At 55.3% G+C, this 21,994-nt stretch carries 21 protein-coding genes; 16 read left to right on the top strand and 5 right to left on the bottom strand.

Annotated elements, in window-relative coordinates; all coding sequences use genetic code 11:
- Positions 1-8 precede the first annotated feature (8 nt).
- The 3 genes from QE396_RS12525 to QE396_RS12515 are packed head-to-tail and all read left to right on the top strand — an operon-like array spanning position 9 to position 3,439.
- Positions 9-950, top strand: coding sequence for an ABC transporter permease (locus tag QE396_RS12525; RefSeq protein WP_020882795.1), 942 nt, complete (start codon positions 9-11; stop codon positions 948-950).
- 2 nt (positions 951-952) lie between these two features.
- Positions 953-1,828: an ABC transporter permease gene (locus tag QE396_RS12520; RefSeq protein ID WP_020882794.1), complete on the top strand. Its 876-nt coding sequence runs from the start codon at positions 953-955 to the stop codon at positions 1,826-1,828.
- A gap of 9 nt (positions 1,829-1,837) precedes the next feature.
- On the top strand, positions 1,838-3,439 hold the full coding sequence (locus tag QE396_RS12515) for a gamma-glutamyltransferase family protein (RefSeq protein ID WP_020882793.1): 1,602 nt from the start codon (positions 1,838-1,840) through the stop codon (positions 3,437-3,439).
- Positions 3,440-3,480: 41 nt separating this feature from the next.
- On the opposite strand, the gene QE396_RS12510 is transcribed toward QE396_RS12515, so the two are convergent.
- Together QE396_RS12510 and fadE are read right to left on the bottom strand one after the other, a co-directional pair.
- On the bottom strand, positions 3,481-4,251 hold the full coding sequence (locus QE396_RS12510; RefSeq protein WP_020882792.1) for an amidohydrolase: 771 nt from the start codon (positions 4,249-4,251) through the stop codon (positions 3,481-3,483).
- A gap of 108 nt (positions 4,252-4,359) precedes the next feature.
- A complete protein-coding gene (fadE, locus tag QE396_RS12505; RefSeq protein ID WP_014168754.1) occupies positions 4,360-6,804 on the bottom strand; it encodes an acyl-CoA dehydrogenase FadE in 2,445 nt (814 codons plus the stop codon).
- Positions 6,805-7,043: 239 nt separating this feature from the next.
- Here fadE and lpcA point away from each other — a divergent pair, with 239 nt between their 5' ends.
- Together lpcA and QE396_RS12495 are read left to right on the top strand one after the other, a co-directional pair.
- Positions 7,044-7,622: a D-sedoheptulose 7-phosphate isomerase gene (gene lpcA, locus QE396_RS12500; protein WP_014168755.1), complete on the top strand. Its 579-nt coding sequence runs from the start codon at positions 7,044-7,046 to the stop codon at positions 7,620-7,622.
- Positions 7,623-7,668: 46 nt separating this feature from the next.
- Positions 7,669-8,436: a class II glutamine amidotransferase gene (locus QE396_RS12495; RefSeq protein ID WP_014168756.1), complete on the top strand. Its 768-nt coding sequence runs from the start codon at positions 7,669-7,671 to the stop codon at positions 8,434-8,436.
- Here QE396_RS12495 and dpaA read toward each other — a convergent pair.
- Positions 8,407-9,147: a peptidoglycan meso-diaminopimelic acid protein amidase gene (gene dpaA / locus QE396_RS12490; protein WP_014168757.1), complete on the bottom strand. Its 741-nt coding sequence runs from the start codon at positions 9,145-9,147 to the stop codon at positions 8,407-8,409. The genes QE396_RS12495 and dpaA overlap by 30 nt on opposite strands.
- 298 nt (positions 9,148-9,445) lie before the next feature.
- Between dpaA and QE396_RS12485 the strand changes: the two genes are divergently transcribed.
- The 8 genes from QE396_RS12485 (at position 9,446) to dinB (ending at position 16,646) form a co-directional block, all read left to right on the top strand.
- Complete coding sequence (locus QE396_RS12485; protein ID WP_309951237.1) at positions 9,446-10,789, top strand: Na(+)-translocating NADH-quinone reductase subunit A; 1,344 nt, start codon at positions 9,446-9,448, stop codon at positions 10,787-10,789.
- Positions 10,790-10,792: 3 nt separating this feature from the next.
- Positions 10,793-12,028, top strand: coding sequence for an NADH:ubiquinone reductase (Na(+)-transporting) subunit B (locus QE396_RS12480; RefSeq protein ID WP_020882790.1), 1,236 nt, complete (start codon positions 10,793-10,795; stop codon positions 12,026-12,028).
- Positions 12,021-12,815, top strand: coding sequence for a Na(+)-translocating NADH-quinone reductase subunit C (locus QE396_RS12475; protein WP_020882789.1), 795 nt, complete (start codon positions 12,021-12,023; stop codon positions 12,813-12,815). Before QE396_RS12480 ends, QE396_RS12475 begins: the two co-directional genes overlap by 8 nt.
- A complete protein-coding gene (locus QE396_RS12470; RefSeq protein WP_014168761.1) occupies positions 12,808-13,446 on the top strand; it encodes an NADH:ubiquinone reductase (Na(+)-transporting) subunit D in 639 nt (212 codons plus the stop codon). Before QE396_RS12475 ends, QE396_RS12470 begins: the two co-directional genes overlap by 8 nt.
- 6 nt (positions 13,447-13,452) lie before the next feature.
- Positions 13,453-14,049: an NADH:ubiquinone reductase (Na(+)-transporting) subunit E gene (nqrE, locus tag QE396_RS12465; RefSeq protein ID WP_014168762.1), complete on the top strand. Its 597-nt coding sequence runs from the start codon at positions 13,453-13,455 to the stop codon at positions 14,047-14,049.
- Positions 14,050-14,059: 10 nt separating this feature from the next.
- Positions 14,060-15,283 carry an NADH:ubiquinone reductase (Na(+)-transporting) subunit F gene (nqrF, locus tag QE396_RS12460; RefSeq protein ID WP_020882788.1) on the top strand — a complete coding sequence of 408 codons (1,224 nt, stop codon included), beginning with the start codon at positions 14,060-14,062 and terminating at the stop codon, positions 15,281-15,283.
- Positions 15,283-15,486, top strand: coding sequence for a (Na+)-NQR maturation NqrM (nqrM, locus tag QE396_RS12455; RefSeq protein ID WP_020882787.1), 204 nt, complete (start codon positions 15,283-15,285; stop codon positions 15,484-15,486). Before nqrF ends, nqrM begins: the two co-directional genes overlap by 1 nt.
- 101 nt (positions 15,487-15,587) lie before the next feature.
- Positions 15,588-16,646: a DNA polymerase IV gene (dinB, locus tag QE396_RS12450; RefSeq protein WP_181216301.1), complete on the top strand. Its 1,059-nt coding sequence runs from the start codon at positions 15,588-15,590 to the stop codon at positions 16,644-16,646.
- Between the two features lie 54 nt (positions 16,647-16,700).
- Here the strand turns inward: dinB and pepD are convergent, their stop codons facing one another.
- Complete coding sequence (gene pepD, locus QE396_RS12445; protein WP_032677472.1) at positions 16,701-18,158, bottom strand: cytosol nonspecific dipeptidase; 1,458 nt, start codon at positions 18,156-18,158, stop codon at positions 16,701-16,703.
- A gap of 260 nt (positions 18,159-18,418) precedes the next feature.
- Here pepD and gpt point away from each other — a divergent pair, with 260 nt between their 5' ends.
- From gpt to crl, 3 genes are all read left to right on the top strand, one after another.
- On the top strand, positions 18,419-18,877 hold the full coding sequence (gene gpt / locus QE396_RS12440; protein WP_010427903.1) for a xanthine phosphoribosyltransferase: 459 nt from the start codon (positions 18,419-18,421) through the stop codon (positions 18,875-18,877).
- 105 nt (positions 18,878-18,982) lie between these two features.
- Positions 18,983-20,227 (top strand): esterase FrsA, encoded by a 1,245-nt coding sequence (frsA, locus tag QE396_RS12435; RefSeq protein ID WP_014168767.1) that lies wholly within the window; start codon positions 18,983-18,985, stop codon positions 20,225-20,227.
- Positions 20,228-20,284: 57 nt separating this feature from the next.
- A complete protein-coding gene (gene crl / locus QE396_RS12430; RefSeq protein WP_020882784.1) occupies positions 20,285-20,686 on the top strand; it encodes a sigma factor-binding protein Crl in 402 nt (133 codons plus the stop codon).
- Positions 20,687-20,793: 107 nt separating this feature from the next.
- Here crl and phoE read toward each other — a convergent pair whose 3' ends face one another.
- Positions 20,794-21,846 carry a phosphoporin PhoE gene (gene phoE, locus QE396_RS12425; RefSeq protein ID WP_014168769.1) on the bottom strand — a complete coding sequence of 351 codons (1,053 nt, stop codon included), beginning with the start codon at positions 21,844-21,846 and terminating at the stop codon, positions 20,794-20,796.
- Positions 21,847-21,994 lie beyond the last annotated feature (148 nt).

Below are 21,994 nucleotides of genomic sequence, written 5' to 3'. Positions count from 1 at the left end.
GAGAACCCATGCTGGAACTGATTTGCAAACGTCTGCTGCTGGCCATCCCGACCTTACTGCTGGTGAGCATGATGGTGTTTGGCCTGCAAAAATTGCTGCCCGGCGATCCGCTGATCGCCATGGCCGGGGAGGAGCGCGATCCGGCGGTGATCGCCCAGCTGCGTGCTGAGCTCAATCTCGATGCGCCCATCCCTGTGCAGTACTTCAACTGGCTGACGCGCGCGCTGCAGGGCGATCTTGGTGTCTCCTTACGCACTCACGAGCCGGTCACCCAGCTCATTGCCAGCAAACTGCCGGTGACGCTGGAGCTGTCGCTGCTGGCGATGATCATCGCGCTGGTGTTTGGCATCAGCATGGGGATCCTCGCGGCGGTCAACAAAAACAGCTGGGTCGATCACGGTGCCAACTTTGTGGCGATCTCGGGGATCTCGATACCGCATTTCTGGCTCGGGATCCTGTTGATTCTGGTCTTCTCGGTCAATCTGCAATGGCTGCCAGCGTCGGGGTTCGTGCCGTTTAGTGAAGATCCGATCCAGAACCTGCGTACGCTGTTGTTGCCTGCCTCGGTACTGGGAACGGGGCTGGCGGCCACGCTGATGCGCCATACCCGCGCCTCCATGATCGCGGTAATGAAGGCCGATTACATCCGCACCGCACGGGCTAAAGGGCTGTTGCCAAAGGCGGTGATTTTAAAGCATGCGTTTCGCAATGCGCTGGTTCCGGTGATCACCCTGACCACGCTGCTGTTCGGCGAACTGTTGGGGGGCGCGGTACTGACCGAACAGGTCTTCACCATTCCAGGGTTCGGCAAGATGATCGTCGATTCGGTCTTTAACCGTGACTATGCGGTGGTGCAGGGGGTGGTGCTTATCGTGGCGATCGGTTTCCTGCTGCTGAACCTGCTGGCCGACGTGCTTTACGTTCTTATCAACCCGAAAATGCGAGGTTAAGCATGGCGGAACTGACAACTCAAACCATTGCCGCGGTTCAGCCCCGAGCGCAGAACCGGGTACTGAAGAAATTTCTCGCCAATAAAAGCGCGGTGATGGGTGCCGTAGTGGTGGGCTTTTTTGTGCTGGTGGCACTGCTGGCACCGTGGATCGCGCCTTTTGATCCGGTGAAAGCCAATTTCCTGGCGGTGCGTAAAGCGCCTTCGGTGATGTACTGGTTTGGGACCGATGAACTGGGCCGCGATATTTTGTCCCGCATTATCTGGGGGGCGAGAACGTCGTTGATGGCTGGCTGTATGTCGGTGGTGATCGCCGTGGTCATTGGCGTTCCGCTGGGGCTGGTGGCGGGTTACTTCCAGAAGATGTGGGACGGCGTGATCTCGCGTTTTATTGAAGCGCTGCTGGCTTGTCCGTTCCTGATCATGGCGATCGCGCTCGGGGCGTTCCTGGGCCCAAGCCTGACCAACGCCATGATCGCCATTGGCCTCTCCGCAATGCCGATCTTCGCCCGCCTGACGCGCGGCCAGGTGATTGCCATTCGCAACGAAGAGTATATCGACGGCGCGAGGGCGATTGGCCTGCCGGATCGCTGGATCATCATTAAGTATGTGCTGCCCAATGTGATGTCTCCGATTCTGGTGCAGGCCACGCTGGCCATTGCCTCGGCAATCATTGCTGAAGCCAGTCTGTCATTTCTGGGGTTAGGCCAGCAGCCGCCGAACCCGTCATGGGGCTCAATGCTTAATACCGCGAAAAGTTTCCTTGAGCAGGCTCCATGGATGTCTGTATTCCCCGGTGTGGCGATTTTTCTTGCCGTGCAGGGCTTTAATTTACTCGGCGACGGGCTGCGCGATGCGCTCGATCCGCGCCATGACTAAGGAGTCATGATGACCAAAGCGCTTGATTTCACTTCCGGTTACGATTCACGACGCCCGCCGATGATGGGCCACAACGCCGTGGCGACATCTCAGCCGCTGGCGGCCCAGGCGGGAATGAAAATGCTGCAGCTCGGCGGGAACGCGGTTGATGCGGCGGTTGCAACCGCCATGGCGTTGACGGTGGTTGAACCCACCGGCAACGGTATTGGCAGCGATGCCTTTGCCATCGTCTGGGATGGTGAAAAACTCCACGGCCTGAACGCCTCTGGCCGCTCGCCTGCCAGCTGGCACGCGGATCTGTTTGCCGGGAAAACCGCGGTGCCAGAAATTGGCTGGGACGCCGTCACCGTGCCGGGTGCGGTATCGGGCTGGGTGGCGCTGGCAGAACGTTTTGGCACGCTGCCGCTTACTACGCTGGCGCAACCGGCCATCGAGTATGCGCGTAACGGTTTTCCGGTCTCCCCGTTGATTGGCCATCTCTGGCAGCGGGGTTATAACAAGCTCAAAGATCAGCCAGGCTTTAGCGCCTGCTTTGCTCCGGAAGGGCGTGCTCCCCGGGTTGGCGAGATCTTCCGTAACCCGGCGCAGGCTCATTCGCTGGAGCTGATTGCCAGAACCAACGGTGAAGCGTTTTACCGCGGCGAGCTGGCGCAGAAAATTGCCGCTTTCGCGAAAGAACATGGCGCGCACCTGACGGCAGAGGATTTGGCCAATCATCGTGTGGACTGGGTAGAACTGCTGTCGCGTGATTTTGCCGGTGGTTCAGTGCAGGAGCTGCCGCCAAACGGGCAGGGCATCGCCACGCTGATTGCGCTCGGTATTCTGGAGCAGTGTGGAATTGAAAAACATCATCCGGATTCCGTGCAGTCGCTTCATCTGTCTATTGAAGCGATGAAACTGGCGCTGGCGGATCTCGATCGCTACGTCGCTGATGAAGAACACATGGAGTTCGCGGCCCAGGCGTTGCTGAGCGATCGTTATCTGGCGTCCCGCGCGGCGCTTATCGACCCCGATAACGCCTCCGATTTCGTCTACGGTTCGCCGACGCAGAGCGGCACGGTCTACCTGAGCGCTGCAGATTCCAGCGGTATGATGATCTCGTTTATTCAGTCCAACTATATGGGCTTTGGATCCGGGATTGTGGTGCCGGAGACCGGGATCAGTCTGCAAAACCGCGGCTGTGGCTTTGTGCTGGATCCAAACCATCCGAATGCGCTGGCGGGCAGTAAGCGTCCGTTCCACACCATCATTCCGGGCTTTGCGATGGACGGCAACGGCAAACCGCTGATGTCCTTTGGCGTCATGGGCGGCCCAATGCAGGCGCAGGGGCATATGCAGATGGCGCTGCGCATCATGCTGCACGGGCAAAACCCACAGGCGGCAATTGATGCGCCTCGCTGGCGCGTGGTGCAGGGCAGGGAAGTGATCGTCGAATCGACGTTCGATCGCAATACTATCGCCGCACTGCGTGAGCGCGGGCACCAGATCGTGGTGGAAGATCCGCTCCAGGATTACAACTTCGGCGGCGCGCAGGTGATTTATCGTATGCCGGAAGGGCACTATGTGGCGGCGACAGAGAGCCGCAAAGACGGACAGGCGCTGGTGAGTTAATGATATCCCCTCCCTCTACCTGTGAGAGGGAGGGGAAACCGTTATCCAATGCTAAAGGGATCCGCATCCTGCCAGGCCGGAAACTTCTCGCGATATTCCTTCAGGGCCGTCAGTGACAACTCAGCATCAATGCGCGTTGCCTGATGCGGCTCGGCGGTGGCAATAATTTCACCCTGCGGGTTCACCACCCGGCTATCCCCCCGATAATGATGCCCGTTGCCATCGGTCCCCACGCGGTTACAGCCGACCACATACGCCTGGTTTTCAATGGCGCGTGCGACCAGCAGCAACTGCCAGTGCAGGGAGCGCGGAGCAGGCCAGTTGGCGACATACAGCGCCAGGTCGTAATCATTGCGGTTACGTGACCACACCGGGAAGCGCAGGTCGTAGCAAACCAGCGGCAGAATACGCCAGCCGCGCCATTCGAACACCACGCGCGCATCACCCGCTTCATAGTGATGATGTTCATCTGCCATGCGGAACAGGTGGCGTTTATCATAGAAATGCACTTTCCCTTCCGGCTCGACCAGCAGGAAGCGGTTGACCGGCCCGCGTTCGGTTTGCAGCGCAGCGCTGCCGGCAATCAGCGCATTGGTTTGCTGCGCTTTGGCGTGCATCCAGGCGACCACCTCTTGCTGTGGCATTGACTGTTGCGCCGCTTCCATGGCGAAGCCGGTAGTGAACATCTCCGGCAGGACAATCACATCACGCCCGGTAATGCCTTCCAGTTGACGATCAAAGTGGCGCAGGTTGGCAGGGCCGTCCATCCACACTAAAGGTTGCTGCAAAATCGAAATCTTCAGACCAGGCACAATTCGGACTCCTCAAACGACCACTTTTTGACACTGTAGCACGACATAAAGAGAAAATGTGGCAATAAAAAACCCCGCGCGTGGCGGGGTTTGTAGAAGCGAAACGCGTTATGCAGCTTCAGGTTTGCGGACCTTCTCCGGCAGCTTTACCGGCTGTGTCGCCAGCTCATCCGGGTCGAAATCATCCACGTTAATGCTGCGCAGACGGCTCTCTTCGGCTTTCACCAGCAGAGCGGCTTCATCATTGTTGATGATCCCGCCCGTCAGGGCCTGTTTCGCCAGTTCATCCAGGCGGGTGAACGGCAGGTTTTTGCCCAGCTGTTTGCAGATCTTCTGGTGGATGGGATCGGCAGCCATCACGTCCAGCAGCGCTTCTTCCAGCAGACCAACCGGGTTATGCGGCGTGGGAGCCAGATACTGACCGCGGCCGATACGGGAACGGGTTGCGCTCGGTACCTGCAGGATCTTCGCCACTTTGTGATCCAGTTTGTCAGACGGCGCCAGATGATGACGACCGGTCGGGAAGATCACCACGCGAAGGGCACCTGCAACAAAGCGGTTCGGGAAGTTCGCCAGCAGATCGTCAATGGCCTGTTCCGCCTGATACATCGCATCCTGAACACCCCAGTGAACCAGCGGCAGATCGGCTTCCTGACGGCCTTCATCGTCGTAGCGTTTCAGGACCGCAGAGGCGAGGAAGATTTGGCTCAGCACATCACCCAGACGGGCAGAGATACGCTCGCGACGCTTCAGGCTACCGCCCAGCACCGCCATAGAAACATCTGACAGCAGAGCGAGGTTGGCGCTCAGGCGGTTAAGATGCTGGTAATAACGCTTGGTCGCATCACCGGTTGGCGTGGCGCTGGTAAGACCGCGCGTCAGACCCAGCCAGAAGCTGCGTACCTTATTACTGCCCACGTGACCAATATGTTTGAACAGCAGTTTGTCGAAGGCATCCACGTCGTTATTCTGCGCGGCGGCCATCTCTTCCAGCACATAAGGATGGCAACGGATTGCCCCCTGGCCGAAGATCATCATGCTGCGGGTCAGGATGTTTGCCCCTTCAACGGTGATGGCAATCGGTGCGCCCTGGTAGCCGCGCGCCAGGAAGTTGCCCTCGCCGAGCATAATGCCTTTACCGCCCGCGATATCCATTGCATCAATGATTGACTGCTGTGCGCGGTGGGTACAGTGATACTTCACGATAGCTGACAGCACGGCCGGTTTTTCGCCCAGCATAATGCCGTAGGTAATCAGGGAGGCAGCAGCATCCATCACGTAGGCGTTGCCTGCGATACGTGCCAGCGGCTCTTCGATCCCTTCCATCTTGCCGATAGAGATTTTGAACTGACGGCGGATATGGGCGTATGCACCAATCCCCATCGCGACAGATTTCAAACCACCGGTCGAGTTGGACGGCAGGGTAATACCACGGCCAACCGACAGACATTCCACCAGCATGCGCCAGCCCTGGCCGGCCATTTTCGGACCACCGATGATGTAATCAATCGGTACAAAGATATCCTTGCCGCGGGTTGGGCCGTTCTGGAACGGTACGTTCAGCGGGAAGTGGCGACGACCAATTTCAACGCCTGGGGTGGAGGTTGGGATCAGCGCACAGGTAATGCCCAGATCTTCTTCACCGCCCAGCAGTTTTTCCGGATCGGAGAGCTTAAAGGCCAGGCCCAGCACGGTCGCGATAGGGGCGAGCGTAATATAACGTTTGTTCCAGGTCAGGCGCATCCCCAGCACCTGTTGACCCTGCCATTCACCCATGCAGACGACGCCGGTATCCGGGATCGCACCCGCATCGGAGCCCGCTTCCGGGCTGGTCAGCGCGAAACACGGAATTTCCTGGCCACGTGCCAGACGCGGCAGGTAGTGATCTTTCTGCTCTTCGGTACCGTAGTGTTGCAGCAGTTCACCCGGCCCTAACGAGTTCGGCACGCCAACGGTGATCGCCAGGATCCCGGAAACGCCTGCCAGTTTTTGCAGGACGCGGGCCTGAGCGTAAGCGGAAAACTCCAGACCGCCGTACTCTTTCTTAATGATCATTGCGAAGAAGCGATGTTCTTTCAGATACGCCCACAGTTCTGGCGGCAGGTCCGCCATTTCATGGGTAATCGCGAAGTCATTTGCCATGCGGCACGCTTCTTCCACCGGACCATCAATAAAGGCCTGTTCTTCAGCGGTCAGACGCGGTTGCGGATAGTTGTGCAGCTTTTTCCAGTCCGGGTTGCCCTGGAACAGGTCGCCTTCCCACCAGGTGGTACCGGCATCAATCGCTTCTTTCTCCGTACGCGACATGGGCGGCATCACTTTGCGGAAGCCTTTGAACACCGGCGCGGAGATCATCGATTTACGCATCGGCGTAAAGTTAAACGGCAGAAGAATGATAGCCAGCGGGACTAAAAGCCAGATATTCCACAGGCCAGCGACGCCAAGCGCAGCCGTCCAGGCCAGCAGAATCAGACTGCTCAGGAATAAACTCACCCGGTGATAGAACAGCACACCGAGCAGAACAACGGTTGCGAGAATGCTCAAAATCATCATAAAGAAAAGCTCCCTTGCTTGTAGGAGGTCTGACCACTTGTGATGATATGGTTGTAGTTGATGTTATTTCCTTTAGCAATGTGTTTACAAAATAATTACAACCTGGTTCACATTGTTCAGGTTTAAGCCGGCACGAAAACGCAAAACGCCAGACGATTCGCATGGCTTTAGCTTCTCGCTTTTCCCGCTATCCGGTACACTCCACTGTGTTATTTCATCAATACTGAAGGATTATCCTCATGTACCAGGATCTTATTCGTAACGAACTGAACGAAGCGGCGGAAACGCTGGCTAACTTTCTGAAAGATGATGCCAATATTCACGCTATTCAGCGCGCAGCGGTCCTGCTGGCCGACAGTTTCAAGGCCGGCGGTAAAGTGCTTTCCTGTGGTAACGGTGGTTCCCACTGTGATGCGATGCACTTTGCAGAAGAGCTGACCGGGCGTTATCGTGAAAACCGTCCGGGCTACCCGGCGATTGCGATTTCCGATGTGAGCCACATTTCCTGCGTCAGTAACGATTTTGGTTATGACTATATCTTCTCTCGCTACGTTGAAGCCGTGGGCCGTGAAGGTGACGTGCTGCTGGGTATTTCGACGTCCGGAAACTCTGCTAACGTGATCAAAGCGATTGCCGCAGCGCGTGAAAAAGGGATGAAAGTCATCACCCTGACCGGTAAAGATGGCGGTAAGATGGACGGTACGGCGGATATCGAAATCCGTGTTCCGCATTTCGGTTATGCTGACCGCATTCAGGAAATTCACATCAAAGTGATCCACATCCTGATCCAGCTGATCGAAAAAGAGATGGTTAAGTAAGACTTCGCTGGGGGCATGATTGCCCCCGCTGTTGTGGAGGTGATGTATGTGCGAATTGCTCGGGATGAGCGCCAATGTGCCAACCGATATCTGCTTTAGCTTCACCGGGCTCGTTCAGCGCGGCGGGGGCACCGGGCCGCATAAAGACGGCTGGGGCATTACCTTCTACGAAGGCAAAGGATGTCGCACATTCAAAGATCCCCAGCCCAGCTTTAATTCCCCGATTGCCAGACTGGTGCAGGACTATCCCATTAAGTCCCGCTCGGTTATTGCCCACATCCGTCAGGCAAACCGTGGGGAAGTGGCGCTGGAAAATACCCACCCGTTCACCCGCGAGCTGTGGGGCCGTCACTGGACCTACGCGCACAATGGCCAGCTCTCCGGCTATAAGTCGCTGGAGACGGGCAATTTCCGTCCGGTCGGTGAGACCGACAGCGAAAAAGCGTTTTGCTGGCTGCTGCACAAGCTGACGCAGCGTTATCCACGCACGCCCGGCAACATGACCGCCGTCTTCAAATACATTGCGTCGCTGGCATCAGAACTGCGTGAGAAGGGCGTGTTCAACATGCTGCTGTCTGACGGGCGTTATGTGATGGCGTTCTGTTCGACCAATCTGTTCTGGATCACGCGCCGCGCGCCGTTTGGCGTCGCCAAGCTGCTCGATCAGGATGTGGAAATTGATTTTCAACGAGAGACCACACCGAATGATGTGGTCACAGTGATCGCGACCCAGCCGCTGACGGGCAACGAAACCTGGCAAAAGATTATGCCAGGCGAGTGGGTCTTATTTTGTCTCGGGGACCGAGTAGTTTGATGCCAGCTGCGGCTGGACGACTTCGTGGCTCAGCGGCTTGCTGACCACATAGCGGCCATCGACAACCGAGACAACCGGCGGCTTGTGCGTCTGCTCAAAGTAGTCGTAACCCGGTTTCAGCTGTTTCCAGAAATCCGCGTAGTAGGAGTACTTGTGACGTGCCATGTTGGCATCGGTCATGCGGAACGGGTAGATGCTGACCTGAACGTTCGGCTGACCAAAGACCAATGCGCCGGTGACAAACTGGAAAATCTCATCAATGCCGGTATCGGTCATCGCATAACAGCCGATAGACACGCATGCACCGTGGATCATCAGGTATTTGCCTTCATAACCGTGGGCACGGTCATAGGCGTTCGGGAAGCCAATGTTAATGGCTTTATAGAAGCGGCTGTCAGGTTTTAGCTGGCTACGCTGAACGTTGTAAAACCCTTCCGGACTTTTGAAATCGCCCTGACGCTGTTTTGGCCCCAGACCACCGGAGTAGTTACAAATCTTGTAACTATCAAGCAGCTGATATGTCTCGCCCATTTTTACAAACAGATCGAGTGTGCGTTCTTCCTTGAAGATTTGAATATAAACCGGTGATCCCATTAACTGCTGTTTATATTCTTTGCTGACCGGCGTGGTTGAGCTATTGCTGCTGAGCAGCCCGGCAAACGATACGCACGGAATCAGGAGCATCGCAATGAACAATGCGATTTTACGCATACTACTAGTTCCTTGATAAAACTAAGACCAAATTGCCAGGACGGCAAAAGAGACCCGAAATCAGATTATTCTGTTAGGTGCGCTCACATTAGCACCGCCATAGATTTTCGCAAGAGCCGGACGGTGAGTTTACAAATTAGTTTTACTTTATAAACCATCAAAATCGCGTTGGCTCCAGGAACTTTGCGCAATACCTCGCACTTTAGCGCCTGCAACCGAGGTTTTGGTGCCCGAAAAACAGCGAAAATGGTACACTTCGCCCCCTCTGGATTGAAGTTCATGGAAGCTTGCTAACCACATGTTTAAAATCAGAAAAGGACTTGATCTGCCGATTGCAGGCGTGCCCGAGCCGCACGTTTCGCCTGGCGCAAGTGTCCGCCATGTCGCCATTTTGGGCGACGACTACCTGGGAATGCGTCCCTCAATGCTGGTGCAGGAAGGCGATCGCGTCATTAAAGGACAGGCGCTCTTCGAGGACAAAAAAAATCCTGGCGTTATGTTTACGGCCCCCGCGAGCGGTACCGTGGTGGCAATCAATCGCGGTGAACGTCGCGTCCTGCAGTCGGTGGTTATCCGTATTGAAGGCGACGAACAACGTGAGTTTTCCCGTTTCGACGCAGCAGACCTCGCCGCCCTGAGCCGGGAAGCCGTTCAGGCACAACTGCTGGCGTCCGGCTTGTGGACGGCGTTTCGCACGCGACCTTTCAGCAAATCGCCTGTTCCGGATACGCTTCCGGCCGCTATTTTCGTCCCTGCCATTGATACCAACCCGCTCAGCGCGGACCCGGAGCCCATTATTCTGGCGCAGCGTAACGCGTTTGATGCCGGGCTAACCGTGTTAACCCGTCTGACCTCGGGGAAGGTCCACGTCTGTCAGGCGGGCGGCGGCAAACTCGGGGGCCATCCGCAGGGGCAAGTTACGTTTAATGCGTTTGCAGGCCCGCACCCGGCGGGGTTAGTCGGAACGCATATCCACTTCCTGGAGCCGGTGAGCCTGACGAAACAGGTCTGGCATCTGAATTATCAGGACGTGATTGCCATTGGTAAGCTCTTTACCACCGGTGAACTGTGCGCTGAACGGGTGATCGCCCTCGGCGGGCCACAGGCAGCAAATCCACGCCTGGTGAAAACGCTGCTGGGTGCGGACATTAATGAACTGCTTGCCGGTGAAACGAAAGAGGGTGAAAACCGCCTGATTTCCGGCTCGGTGCTCAGTGGCCGTCATGCGGATGGCGCGCAGGCGTATCTTGGGCGCTTCCACTTGCAGGTCAGTGTGGTTCTGGAAGGTCGCGAGAAAGAGCTGTTCGGCTGGGTTCTGCCGGGCGCTGAGAAGTATTCCGTGACCCGCACTACCCTTGGGCACTTCCTGCGTCGCAAACTCTTTAATTTCTCGACCAGCACCCACGGCGGAGAGCGCGCCATGGTTCCGATTGGCAACTACGAGCGCGTTATGCCGCTGGATATTCTGCCAACTCTGCTACTGCGCGATCTACTGGCCGGCGACACCGACAGTGCCCAGGCGCTGGGGTGCCTCGAGCTTGACGAAGAAGATCTGGCGCTCTGTACCTATGTCTGTCCGGGAAAATACGAATATGGACCGGTATTGCGCGAGGTGTTAACCCGCATTGAGCAGGAAGGATAACTGATGGGCTTAAAACACCTCTTTGAAAAAATAGAGCCGCACTTTACGCACGGGAAGCTCAGGAAGTACTACCCGCTGTATGAAGCAACGGCGACCATTTTCTACACGCCGGGGCTGGTCACAAAAGGGGCGGCACACGTCCGCGATGCTATCGACCTCAAACGAATGATGATTCTGGTCTGGTTTGCGGTCTTCCCGGCCATGTTCTGGGGTATGTACAACGTTGGCCTGCAGACCATTCCGGCGCTGCATCATTTATATGATGCCCCACAGCTGGCTCAGGTTATCCAGTCGGACTGGCACTACCGACTGGCTCAGACATTGGGGGTCAGCTTTGCAGCCGATGCCGGCTGGATAAGCATGATGACGCTGGGAGCCGTATTCTTCCTGCCAATCTACATCACGGTGTTTATCGTGGGGGGCTTCTGGGAAGTGCTGTTCGCCATCATTCGCAAACATGAGATCAACGAAGGCTTCTTCGTGACGTCGATTCTGTTTGCCCTGATTGTTCCACCAACGCTGCCGCTTTGGCAGGCGGCACTGGGGATCAGTTTTGGCGTGGTGATTGCCAAGGAGATCTTCGGTGGCACCGGGCGCAACTTCCTCAACCCGGCACTGGCCGGGCGAGCTTTCCTGTTCTTTGCGTATCCGGCGCAAATCTCGGGCGACCTGGTGTGGACGGCCGCGGATGGGTTCTCGGGTGCGACGCCGCTTTCGCAGTGGGCCGCGCACGGGGGCGAAACGCTGGTTAACAACGCCACGGGTCAACCCGTGACCTGGCTGGATGCCTTTATTGGCAACATTCCCGGCTCTGTTGGGGAAGTTTCCACGCTGATGATTTTACTCGGTGGCGCCATCATTCTCTTCGGACGCGTCGCGTCGTGGCGCATTGTCGCAGGGGTAATGATTGGCATGGTGTTAACAGCCACGATGTTTAATTTCATCGGTTCCGCCACCAACCCGATGTTCTCCATGCCCTGGTACTGGCATCTGGTGCTGGGTGGGTTCGCTTTCGGCATGATGTTCATGGCCACCGATCCTGTCTCTGCGTCCTTTACCGACAAAGGTAAATGGAGCTATGGCGTGCTCATTGGTGCGATGTGTGTCCTGATTCGTGTGGTCAACCCGGCTTATCCGGAAGGGATGATGTTGGCCATTCTGTTTGCCAATCTGTTTGCGCCGCTCTTCGACTATCTGGTTGTGCGCGCCAACATTAAGCGGAGGAAAGCGCGTGGCTGAAAGCAAAAATAACGACAGCATCGGCAAAACGCTGCTGGTGGTGCTGGTCCTTTGCCTGGTCTGTTCCATTGTCGTGGCCGGCTCTGCCGTGGGATTAAAACCACGGCAACAGGAGCAGCGCGCGCTGGATAAACAACGCAACATCCTGGCTGTTGCCGGGTTAATGCAGGAAGGGATGAGTACAGACGACGTGGCTGAACTCTTCGCGGAGCGCATTTCGGCGCGTCTGGTGGATTTAAAAACCGGCCAGTTGCTGGATAAAGACCCGACGAAATTTAACCAGGCACTAGCGTTGAAAGACCCTGAGATGAGCCTGACGCTGGAGGCATCGCAAGATCCCGCTGGCATCAAGCGTCGCAGTAATCTCGCCGAAATTTACCTAGTGCGCGATGAGCAGAAGCGGGTGCAGGAGGTCGTGCTGCCGATATACGGCAACGGGCTGTGGTCGATGATGTACGCCTTTGTGGCACTCGATACGGATGGTCGCACGGTGAAAGGGATTACTTATTATGACCAGGGCGAAACGCCGGGGCTCGGCGGTGAGGTTGAAAACCCTAACTGGCGCGCGCAGTTTGTCGGCAAGAAAGTGCTCGACGATAACGGCCTGCCTGCCCTGAAGGTGATGAAAGGGGCTGCGCGTCCGGGTGACGAATATGCCGTAGATGGGCTTTCCGGGGCAACGCTCACGTCAAAAGGGGTGCAGCACAGTTTTGATTTCTGGATGGGCGAGCTGGGCTTTGGTCCTTTCCTGAAAAACGTACGTGAAGGAGCGCTGAACAATGGCTGATACGGGTGAACTGAAAGAAGTCAAAAAGGTGCTCATCGGTCCGCTGCTGGCGAATAACCCTATTACCTTACAGGTACTGGGAGTCTGTTCGGCACTGGCGGTCACGACAAAACTGGAAACCGCGCTGGTCATGACCGTCGCGGTCACGCTGGTGACGGCATTTTCCAGCATGTTTATCTCCATGATCCGCCACCACATCCCGAATAGCGTGAGGATCATTGTGCAGATGGCGATCATCGCGTCGCTGGTGATCGTGGTCGATCAGCTATTGCGCGCTTTCGCGTATGAAACGTCAAAACAGCTCTCGGTGTTTGTCGGCCTGATTATCACCAACTGCATCGTAATGGGGCGTGCCGAAGCTTATGCAATGAAAATGCCTCCGCTGGCGAGCTTTATGGACGGGATCGGTAACGGTCTCGGTTACGGCGTTATCCTGCTGACCGTTGGGTTCCTGCGCGAGCTGATCGGCAGCGGTAAGCTGTTTGGCATCACGGTGCTGGACACGGTACAAAACGGCGGCTGGTATCTGCCAAACGGACTCTTCCTGCTGGCCCCAAGCGCATTTTTCATTATCGGTTTGCTGATCTGGCTGATTCGTACCCTGAAGCCCGAACAGCAGGAAAAGGAGTAACCGACGATGGCTCATTACCTGAGTTTATTTGTGCGCGCGGTGTTTGTTGAAAACATGGCACTCGCGTTTTTTCTGGGCATGTGTACGTTTCTTGCCGTTTCCAAAAAGGTATCGACGGCATTTGGTTTGGGTGTCGCGGTCACGGTGGTGCTCGGCTTATCTGTACCGATTAACAACCTGGTGTACAACTTTGTGCTGCGCGACGGTGCGCTGGTAGACGGTGTCGATCTCAGCTTCCTGAACTTCATCACCTTTATCGGTGTGATTGCAGCGCTGGTACAAATCCTGGAGATGATCCTCGACAGGTATTTCCCGTCGCTATACAACGCGCTGGGGATTTTTCTGCCGTTGATCGCGGTGAACTGCGCCATCTTTGGTGGCGTCTCGTTTATGGTTCAGCGTGATTACAACTTCAGTGAATCCGTTGTGTATGGTTTCGGCTCCGGCATCGGCTGGATGCTGGCTATCGTCACCATGGCGGGGATCCGCGAAAAAATGAAATATGCCAATGTGCCTGCGGGTTTACGTGGCTTAGGGATCACCTTTATCACCACCGGGCTGATGGCGCTGGGCTTTATGTCCTTCTCCGGTGTGCAGCTATAAGGGCTAACAGATGGAAATTATTCTTGGCGTGGTGATGTTCACGCTGATTGTACTGGTGTTGTCAGGGCTGATTCTGGCGGCACGCGCGAAGCTGGTGAATTCCGGCGACGTGGTGATTGATATCAACGGTGAGCCGCAAAACCAGATCCGCACGCCGGCGGGGGATAAACTGCTCAATACGCTCTCCGGCAACGGGATCTTTGTCTCCTCGGCCTGCGGTGGCGGTGGCTCCTGCGGTCAGTGCCGCGTCACGGTGAAAGAGGGGGGCGGGGATATTCTGCCCACTGAGCTGGCGCATATCACGAAGCGTGAGGCGAAAGAGGGCTGCCGTCTGGCCTGCCAGGTCGCGGTGCGCCAGGACATGAAAATTGAGCTGCCGGAAGAGATCTTCGGGGTCAAAAAATGGGAGTGCGAGGTTATCTCTAACGATAACAAAGCGACTTTCATTAAAGAGCTGAAGCTGCGCGTGCCGGAAGGGGAAGATGTTCCGTTCCGGGCAGGGGGATACATCCAGATTGAGTGCCCGGATCACACCGTGGCGTATGCGGACTTCGACGTTCCGGATGAGTACCGTGCCGACTGGGACAAATTCAATCTTTTCCGTTTTGTGTCTGACGTTAAAGAACCGACGCTTCGCGCCTACTCAATGGCCAACTACCCGGACGAGAAGGGCATCATTATGCTCAACGTGCGTATCGCCACGCCGCCGCCGAATGTGCCTGATGCACCCCCGGGCGTCATGTCGTCGTATATCTGGTCCCTGAAACCGGGAGATAAGGTGACCATCTCCGGTCCGTTTGGCGAGTTCTTTGCTAAAGAGACCGAGGCTGAAATGGTCTTTATCGGTGGTGGCGCGGGCATGGCACCGATGCGTTCGCACATTTTTGACCAGCTCAAGCGCCTCGGAAGCAAGCGCAAAATCAGCTTCTGGTACGGGGCACGCTCGCTGCGAGAGATGTTCTATGATGATGAGTTTGAGCAACTGGCGCGTGAAAACCCAAACTTCACCTTCCATGTGGCCCTCTCCGATCCGCAACCGGAAGATAACTGGACCGGTCACACGGGGTTCATCCACAACGTGCTTTATGAAAACTACCTCAAGCAGCATCCTGCGCCAGAGGATTGCGAATTTTACATGTGTGGGCCGCCAGTGATGAACGCTGCAGTCATTAAGATGCTAAAAGATCTGGGTGTGGAAGATGAGAACATCCTGCTGGATGACTTCGGGGGGTGATGATGCTGACGTTTCTGGCAACTTTCGCGGTTTTTTTGCTTGTTGTACTCGGCATGTCTCTGGGCTGGATCATAAAGCGTAAAAGCATTCAGGGCAGCTGTGGTGGTATCTCCGCGCTCGGGATGGAAAAAGTGTGCGACTGCCCCGAACCCTGCGACGCCCGTAAAAAACGCATGGCGCGCGAGGCCCGGCGGATCCTGTAGTGAGTCCGGTGTTTCCCCTCTTCCAGGAGGAGAGGGGAAACACACTTCTCAACTCTCATTTCTTTACTGTATACTTATCCAGTGATGAGTGAGGGCTTACTATGCGCAAAATAATCCATGTCGATATGGACTGCTTTTTTGCCGCAGTGGAAATGCGTGACAATCCGGCGCTGCGGGATATACCTATTGCGATTGGCGGTAGCCGTGTCCAGCGCGGTGTGATCAGCACCGCCAACTACCCTGCGCGCAAATTTGGCGTGCGCAGCGCTATGCCAACTGCCATGGCGCTAAAGCTGTGCCCTCATCTCACGCTGTTGCCCGGCCGATTTGAAGCCTACAAAGAAGCCTCCCTGCATATCCGCGAGATCTTCTCTCGCTATACCTCGCTGATTGAACCTCTGTCACTGGACGAAGCCTACCTGGATGTCACTGACAGCCTGCACTGCCACGGCTCCGCAACGTTAATGGCGCAGGAGATCCGCCGGACTATCTTCAACGAGCTCAATCTGACCGCTTCCGCGGGCGTCGCACCGGTGAAATTTCTCGCCAAAATAGCGTCTGATTTGAATAAACCCGATGGTCAGTACGTCATCACTCCGGAAGAGGTTCCGGCGTTTTTAAAAACGCTGCCGCTCGGCAAAATCCCCGGCGTGGGGAAAGTGTCTGCTGCAAAGCTGGAAAGTATGGGATTACGGACCTGTGAAGATGTACAGCGAAGCGATCTGGCCATGCTGCTTAAGCGTTTCGGTAAGTTTGGTCGCGTGCTGTGGGAGCGCAGTCAGGGAATTGATGAGCGCAGCGTGAGCAATGAGCGGCTGCGTAAATCGGTCGGGGTTGAACGCACGCTGATGGAAGACATCCATGACTGGTCCGAGTGTGAAGTCATTATCACTGACCAACTTTATCCCGAACTGGAGCGGCGGTTAGCGAAAGTAAAACCCGATCTGCTGATTGCCCGTCAGGGCGTTAAGCTGAAGTTTAATGATTTCCAGCAGACGACGCAGGAGCATGTCTGGCCGCGACTGAATAAAGACGATCTTATCGCCACCGCGAGAAAAGCCTGGGAAGAACGGCGGGCAGGGCGGGGAGTGAGGCTGGTGGGGTTACACGTGACGCTGCTGGACCCGCAACTGGAGCGGCAGCTGGTATTGGGGTTATAGCAGGCGGATTTGTCAGCCCGGCAGGCAACGCGCTACCGGGCATCATACGGCGAATTACTTAGCAGGGATCGCTTTCAGCAGTTCAGTCAGCAGAGTCCAGTAATGACCCACGCTTTCAATATGAACCTGCTCATCCGGCGAGTGCGGACCGGTAATGGTTGGCCCGATAGACACCATGTCCATGTTCGGATACGGTTTCTTGAACAGACCACACTCCAGACCAGCGTGGATCACCTGAATGTTCGGGGTACTGTTGAACAGACGCTGGTAAGTTTCACGCACCAGCGCCATCACCGGCGAACTGGCATCCGGCTGCCAGCCTGGGTAGCTACCTTTTGCGGAGGTGTGCGCACCCGCCAGTTTACCCAGAGACTCCAGCATGCTCACCACATACTCTTTACCGCTGTCGATAAGCGAACGGATCAGGCAGATGATCTCCGCGCTGTCATCGCTCATGGTGACCACGCCCACGTTCAGGGAGGTTTCAACCACGCCTTTCGCGACGTCTGAATTACGAATCACGCCGTTTGGCGTCGCGTTCAGCAGCTGAACGAAGGCGTCACGAGACGGGGAGGTCAGCGCCGCTTTGTCGGTAGTCACGGACTCGAGCACCACGGTCAGGTTCTTCTCTTTCGCTGACAGTTCGTTTTTCAGGATATCCAGGTATACGCTGGAAAGCTTTTTCAGCTCGTCAGCTTTTGCTGCGGGTACTGCCACGGTCGTGAAGGCTTCACGCGGAATGGCATTGCGCAGTGTGCCGCCGTTGAAATCCACCAGACGCAGATCCAGCTCAGCCGCGTGGCCAGCCAGGAAGCGTGCCAGCAGTTTGTTGGCGTTGCCCAGACCCAGGTGAATATCACCACCGGAGTGACCGCCTTTCAGCCCTTTCAGCGTCAGCTTGAAGGTCTGGAAACCAGCAGGGATCGCTTCGCGGGACAGTGGCAGGGTCGTGATGAAATCAATCCCGCCGGCGCAGCCCATGTAGATCTCACCCTCTTCTTCAGAGTCGGTGTTGATCAGAATGTCCGCCTGCAGCCAGTTCGCCTGCAGACCGAACGCACCGTCCATGCCTGCTTCTTCCGTCATGGTCAGCAGCACTTCCAGCGGACCGTGCTCAACGCTGTCGTCCGCCAGGACGGCCAGAGCAGACGCCATACCAATGCCGTTATCTGCACCAAGGGTCGTGCCGCGCGCTTTCACCCAGTCGCCATCGATGTAAGGCTGGATAGGGTCTTTGGTGAAGTCGTGAACGGTGTCGTTGTTTTTCTGTGGAACCATGTCCAGGTGCGCCTGCAGCACAACCGGTTTACGGTTTTCCATGCCTGCGGTCGCCGGTTTGCGGATCAGAATGTTGCCAACCTGGTCGCGTTCAGCATGCAGACCTTTTTCCTTCGCCCAGCCCATAATATGTTCGGCAAGCTGTTCTTCATGGTAGGAAGGGTGGGGAATGGAACAGATTTTGGCAAAAATATCCCACAGTGGCTGTGGAGATAATTGAGACAGTTCAGACACGATAAGTCTCCTTGTCGATGCCCTGCAAAGCGAGTTGCAGGTCACAGGGTTAGCAGGTTAATAGTTACCACAAGACAGGCTTGCGAGATGCAACTGAGAATACCACTTTCTCCGATGGCTGGTAGCATAAAGCATGTAAAAACTCAGGCTCCGGGCGCTAAACACTGGTTTTTAGTGCGTCAGATCTCTATAATCTCGCGCAACCTATTTCCCCCTCGAACACTTTTTAAGCCGTATACAAACAGGCTGGGACACTTCACATGAGCGAAAAATACGTCGTCACCTGGGACATGTTGCAGATTCACGCACGCAAACTGGCTGCGCGTCTGATGCCTTCCGAACAGTGGAAAGGCATTATTGCCGTCAGCCGTGGCGGTCTGGTACCGGGGGCGCTGCTGGCACGTGAGCTGGGTATTCGTCATGTCGATACCGTATGCATCTCCAGCTATGACCATGATAACCAGCGTGAGCTGACCGTGCTGAAACGTGCGGAAGGCGACGGTGAAGGCTTCATCGTTATCGACGACCTGGTTGATACCGGCGGTACCGCGGTGGCTATCCGCGAAATGTATCCAAAAGCCCACTTCGTCACCATCTTCGCGAAGCCAGCAGGCCGTCCGCTGGTTGATGATTACGTGATTGATATCCCTCAGGATACCTGGATTGAACAGCCATGGGATATGGGCGTGGTATTCGTACCGCCAATCTCTGGTCGTTAATTCTCTTACGCACTTATTTAACGCCCGGTGATACCGGGCGTTGTTTTTTTTAGTCTGACGCGCGTTACAATGGTCTCTATATGACGTATTCATGGAGGCAACGTAATGACGCAGGCGAATCTCACCGAGACTCTCTTCAAACCCCGTTTCAAACATCCTGAAACGTCGACGCTGGTGCGCCGGTTTAATCCGGGGACCATGCCTGCCGTCCAGTCTGCATTAGACGGTAAAAACGTGCCTCACTGGTACCGCATGATTAACCGTCTGATGTGGATCTGGCGCGGTATTGATCCCCGTGAAATCCTTGATGTGCAGGCGCGTATCGTGATGAGCGAAGCTGAGCGCACCGACAGTGAACTCTACGATACGGTCGTGGGTTATCGCGGGGGAAACTGGATCTACGAATGGTCTAAACAGGCGATGCTCTGGCAGCAAAAAGCCAGCCAGGAAGAGGACGCCACGCTCAGCGGCAAACACTGGCTGCATGCGGCCAACCTCTATGCTATTGCCGCATACCCGCATTTGAAAGGTGATGAGCTGGCCGAGCAGGCTCAGGCGCTGGCGAATCGCGCCTACGAAGAGGCCGCTCAACGCTTACCGGGCCGGATGCGCGAGCTGGAGTTTACCATCCCGGGTGGCGCGCCCGTCACCGGGTTCCTGCATATGCCAGAAGGCGAAGGCCCGTTCCCGACCGTTCTGATGTGCGGCGGGCTGGATTCACTGCAAATCGACTATTACAGCCTGTATGAGCGTTACTTCGCACCAAAAGGGATCGCGATGCTGACGCTGGATATGCCCTCAATTGGCTTTTCATCCAAATGGAAACTGACTCAGGACTCGAGTCTTCTGCACCAGCATGCGCTAAAAGCGCTGGAAAACATTCCATGGGTTGACCACACGCGTGTTGCTGCATTTGGTTTCCGCTTTGGCGCCAACGTCGCCGTGCGTCTGGCTTACCTTGAAGCTTCACGCCTGAAGGCCGTCGCCTGTCTCGGTCCGGTGGTGCACGCTCTGCTCAGCGATCCGACCCGGCAGGGCCGCGTGCCGGAAATGTACCTTGATGTGCTGGCCAGCCGCCTTGGCATGCATGATGCATCAGACGAAGCGCTGCGCGTTGAACTCAATCGTTACTCGCTAAAAACGCAGGGGTTGCTGGGACGGCGTTGCCCTACGCCGATGATGTCAGGGTACTGGAAAAACGATCCCTTCAGTCCTGAAGAGGAGTCACGCTTAATCACTTCGTCATCTGCGGATGGCAAATTGCTTGAGGTACCGTTCAGCCCGGTGTACCAGAATTTTGACAAAGCATTGAGAGAGATCACACGCTGGATCGCGCAGAGATTGTGTTAATAGATTGCTAAATTTTGCTGGTTTGGTAAAACAGTGGCTTCACAAAAGGAGATCGCAATGACGTTACCGAGTGGACACCCGAAAAGTAGACTGATCAAGAAGTTTATGGCTCTCGGCCCGTATATTCGAGAAGAGCAGTGTGAAGAAAATCGCTTTTTTTTCGACTGCCTGGCTGTATGCGTCAACGTGAAGCCTGCACCCGAAAAACGTGAATTCTGGGGCTGGTGGATGGAAATGGAAGCGGAAGAAAAACGTTTTACGTATAGCTACCAGTTCGGCCTGTTTAATAAAGACGGCTACTGGCAAACAGCCCCTATCAAAGACCAGGAAGTGATCGACCGCCTGGAGCATACTTTGAAAGAGTACCTCGAAAAGGCAAGAGCACTGCTGGCCACCCTGGATCTGAAGCTTGAACCCGCGGATAACTTTTCCAGCGAAGCGGTTAAGCTGACGGCGTAATCGCGATATTTCTCTCTTCGCGAGGGATGGGGTGAGGGCAGTAAACCCGACCCCCTCCAGGCAAAAAAATCCCGGCATCTGCGCCGGGATTTTTTATTTCAACAATATCAGAACTGGTAGGTCATACCCAGAGCAACGATGTCATCACTGCTCACGCCCAGTTTATTGTCGTCATCAATCTGGTTGATTTTATAATCAACAAACGCGGACATATTTTTGTTGAAATAATAGGTCGCGCCCACGTCGATGTATTTCACCAGATCTTCGTCACCCACACCTTCGATATCCTTGCCTTTAGACTGGACATAACCCAGGGACGGACGCAGACCGAAATCGAACTGGTATTGTGCAACAACTTCAAAGTTCTGAGCCTTATTCGCAAAACCACCCGAAATTGGGGTCATATTGCGGGTTTCAGAGTACATCGCTGCCAGATAAATATCGTTAGCGTCATATTTCAGACCGGTTGCCCATGCTTCCGCTTTTTTACCTTCACCGCGCGTCAGCAGGTTTTGTGCGTTAGTACGGTCAGAGTTGGTGTAGGCACCGCTGACGGCGAAGTCGCTGCCACCGAAGTCATAGGTCAGAGAGGTACCGAAACCGTCACCGTTCTGTTTTTTGACGTCGCGGTTTTCGTTTTTGCCCTGATACTGCAGGGTCATATCCAGGCCATCAACCGCACCGAAGAAGTCGGTGTTACGGTAGGTGGCAAGACCGCTCGCACGTTTGGTCATGAAGTTATCAGTCTGGGCTGAAGAGTCACCGCCGAACTCAGGGAACATATCGGTCCAGGCTTCAACGTCGTACAGTGCGCCCAGGTTACGACCGTAATCCAGAGAGCCAATGTCTTTCAGTTTCAGACCAGCAAACGCCAGACGGGTTTTCTGTGTAGAGTCGCTTTCGGCTTTGTTACCGGCAAATTCAGCTTCCCAACGGCCATAGCCCGTCAGCTGATCGTTAATCTGTGTTTCGCCTTTAAAACCGAAACGGACGTAAGTCTGGTCACCATCTTTAGTGTCATCATCGCTGATGTAGTGCATTGCTTTAACTTTGCCGTATACGTCCAGTTTATTACCGTTTTTATTATAAACTTCGGCTGCGTGTACAGATGCGGAAGCCACAACGCCCATTACCACTAATGCCAGTGTGCTCTTTTTCATTTTCGATCCTGTCTTATAAACGCGCTAAAAAAATTCGCTGGACGATAAGCTCATGCTTAAGTCCCGTGAAAAAACAGAAAGGGTTTTAACGTTACGCAATGAAACTTTTATGACAAATTAAGAATAATTTTAAAAAACTGTGATTTAT

Source organism: Enterobacter sp. SORGH_AS_0287 (genome assembly GCF_031453695.1).
GTDB classification, from domain to species: domain Bacteria; phylum Pseudomonadota; class Gammaproteobacteria; order Enterobacterales; family Enterobacteriaceae; genus Enterobacter; species Enterobacter ludwigii.
Note: the sequence above shows the minus strand (reverse complement) of the source record. Positions and strands in the feature narration are given on the sequence as shown.

What these genes read in the sequence shown, in the direction of transcription:
- QE396_RS12525 (WP_020882795.1), top strand. Translation starts at nt 9, where the DNA reads ATGCTGGAACTGATTTGCAAACGTCTGCTGCTGGCCATCCCGACCTTA.
- QE396_RS12520 (WP_020882794.1), top strand. Translation starts at nt 953, where the DNA reads ATGGCGGAACTGACAACTCAAACCATTGCCGCGGTTCAGCCCCGAGCG.
- QE396_RS12515 (WP_020882793.1), top strand. Translation starts at nt 1,838, where the DNA reads ATGACCAAAGCGCTTGATTTCACTTCCGGTTACGATTCACGACGCCCG.
- fadE (WP_014168754.1), bottom strand. Translation starts at nt 6,804, where the DNA reads ATGATGATTTTGAGCATTCTCGCAACCGTTGTTCTGCTCGGTGTGCTG.
- lpcA (WP_014168755.1), top strand. Translation starts at nt 7,044, where the DNA reads ATGTACCAGGATCTTATTCGTAACGAACTGAACGAAGCGGCGGAAACG.
- QE396_RS12495 (WP_014168756.1), top strand. Translation starts at nt 7,669, where the DNA reads ATGTGCGAATTGCTCGGGATGAGCGCCAATGTGCCAACCGATATCTGC.
- dpaA (WP_014168757.1), bottom strand. Translation starts at nt 9,147, where the DNA reads ATGCGTAAAATCGCATTGTTCATTGCGATGCTCCTGATTCCGTGCGTA.
- QE396_RS12485 (WP_309951237.1), top strand. Translation starts at nt 9,446, where the DNA reads ATGTTTAAAATCAGAAAAGGACTTGATCTGCCGATTGCAGGCGTGCCC.
- QE396_RS12480 (WP_020882790.1), top strand. Translation starts at nt 10,793, where the DNA reads ATGGGCTTAAAACACCTCTTTGAAAAAATAGAGCCGCACTTTACGCAC.
- QE396_RS12470 (WP_014168761.1), top strand. Translation starts at nt 12,808, where the DNA reads ATGGCTGATACGGGTGAACTGAAAGAAGTCAAAAAGGTGCTCATCGGT.
- nqrE (WP_014168762.1), top strand. Translation starts at nt 13,453, where the DNA reads ATGGCTCATTACCTGAGTTTATTTGTGCGCGCGGTGTTTGTTGAAAAC.
- nqrF (WP_020882788.1), top strand. Translation starts at nt 14,060, where the DNA reads ATGGAAATTATTCTTGGCGTGGTGATGTTCACGCTGATTGTACTGGTG.
- nqrM (WP_020882787.1), top strand. Translation starts at nt 15,283, where the DNA reads ATGATGCTGACGTTTCTGGCAACTTTCGCGGTTTTTTTGCTTGTTGTA.
- dinB (WP_181216301.1), top strand. Translation starts at nt 15,588, where the DNA reads ATGCGCAAAATAATCCATGTCGATATGGACTGCTTTTTTGCCGCAGTG.
- gpt (WP_010427903.1), top strand. Translation starts at nt 18,419, where the DNA reads ATGAGCGAAAAATACGTCGTCACCTGGGACATGTTGCAGATTCACGCA.
- frsA (WP_014168767.1), top strand. Translation starts at nt 18,983, where the DNA reads ATGACGCAGGCGAATCTCACCGAGACTCTCTTCAAACCCCGTTTCAAA.
- crl (WP_020882784.1), top strand. Translation starts at nt 20,285, where the DNA reads ATGACGTTACCGAGTGGACACCCGAAAAGTAGACTGATCAAGAAGTTT.
- phoE (WP_014168769.1), bottom strand. Translation starts at nt 21,846, where the DNA reads ATGAAAAAGAGCACACTGGCATTAGTGGTAATGGGCGTTGTGGCTTCC.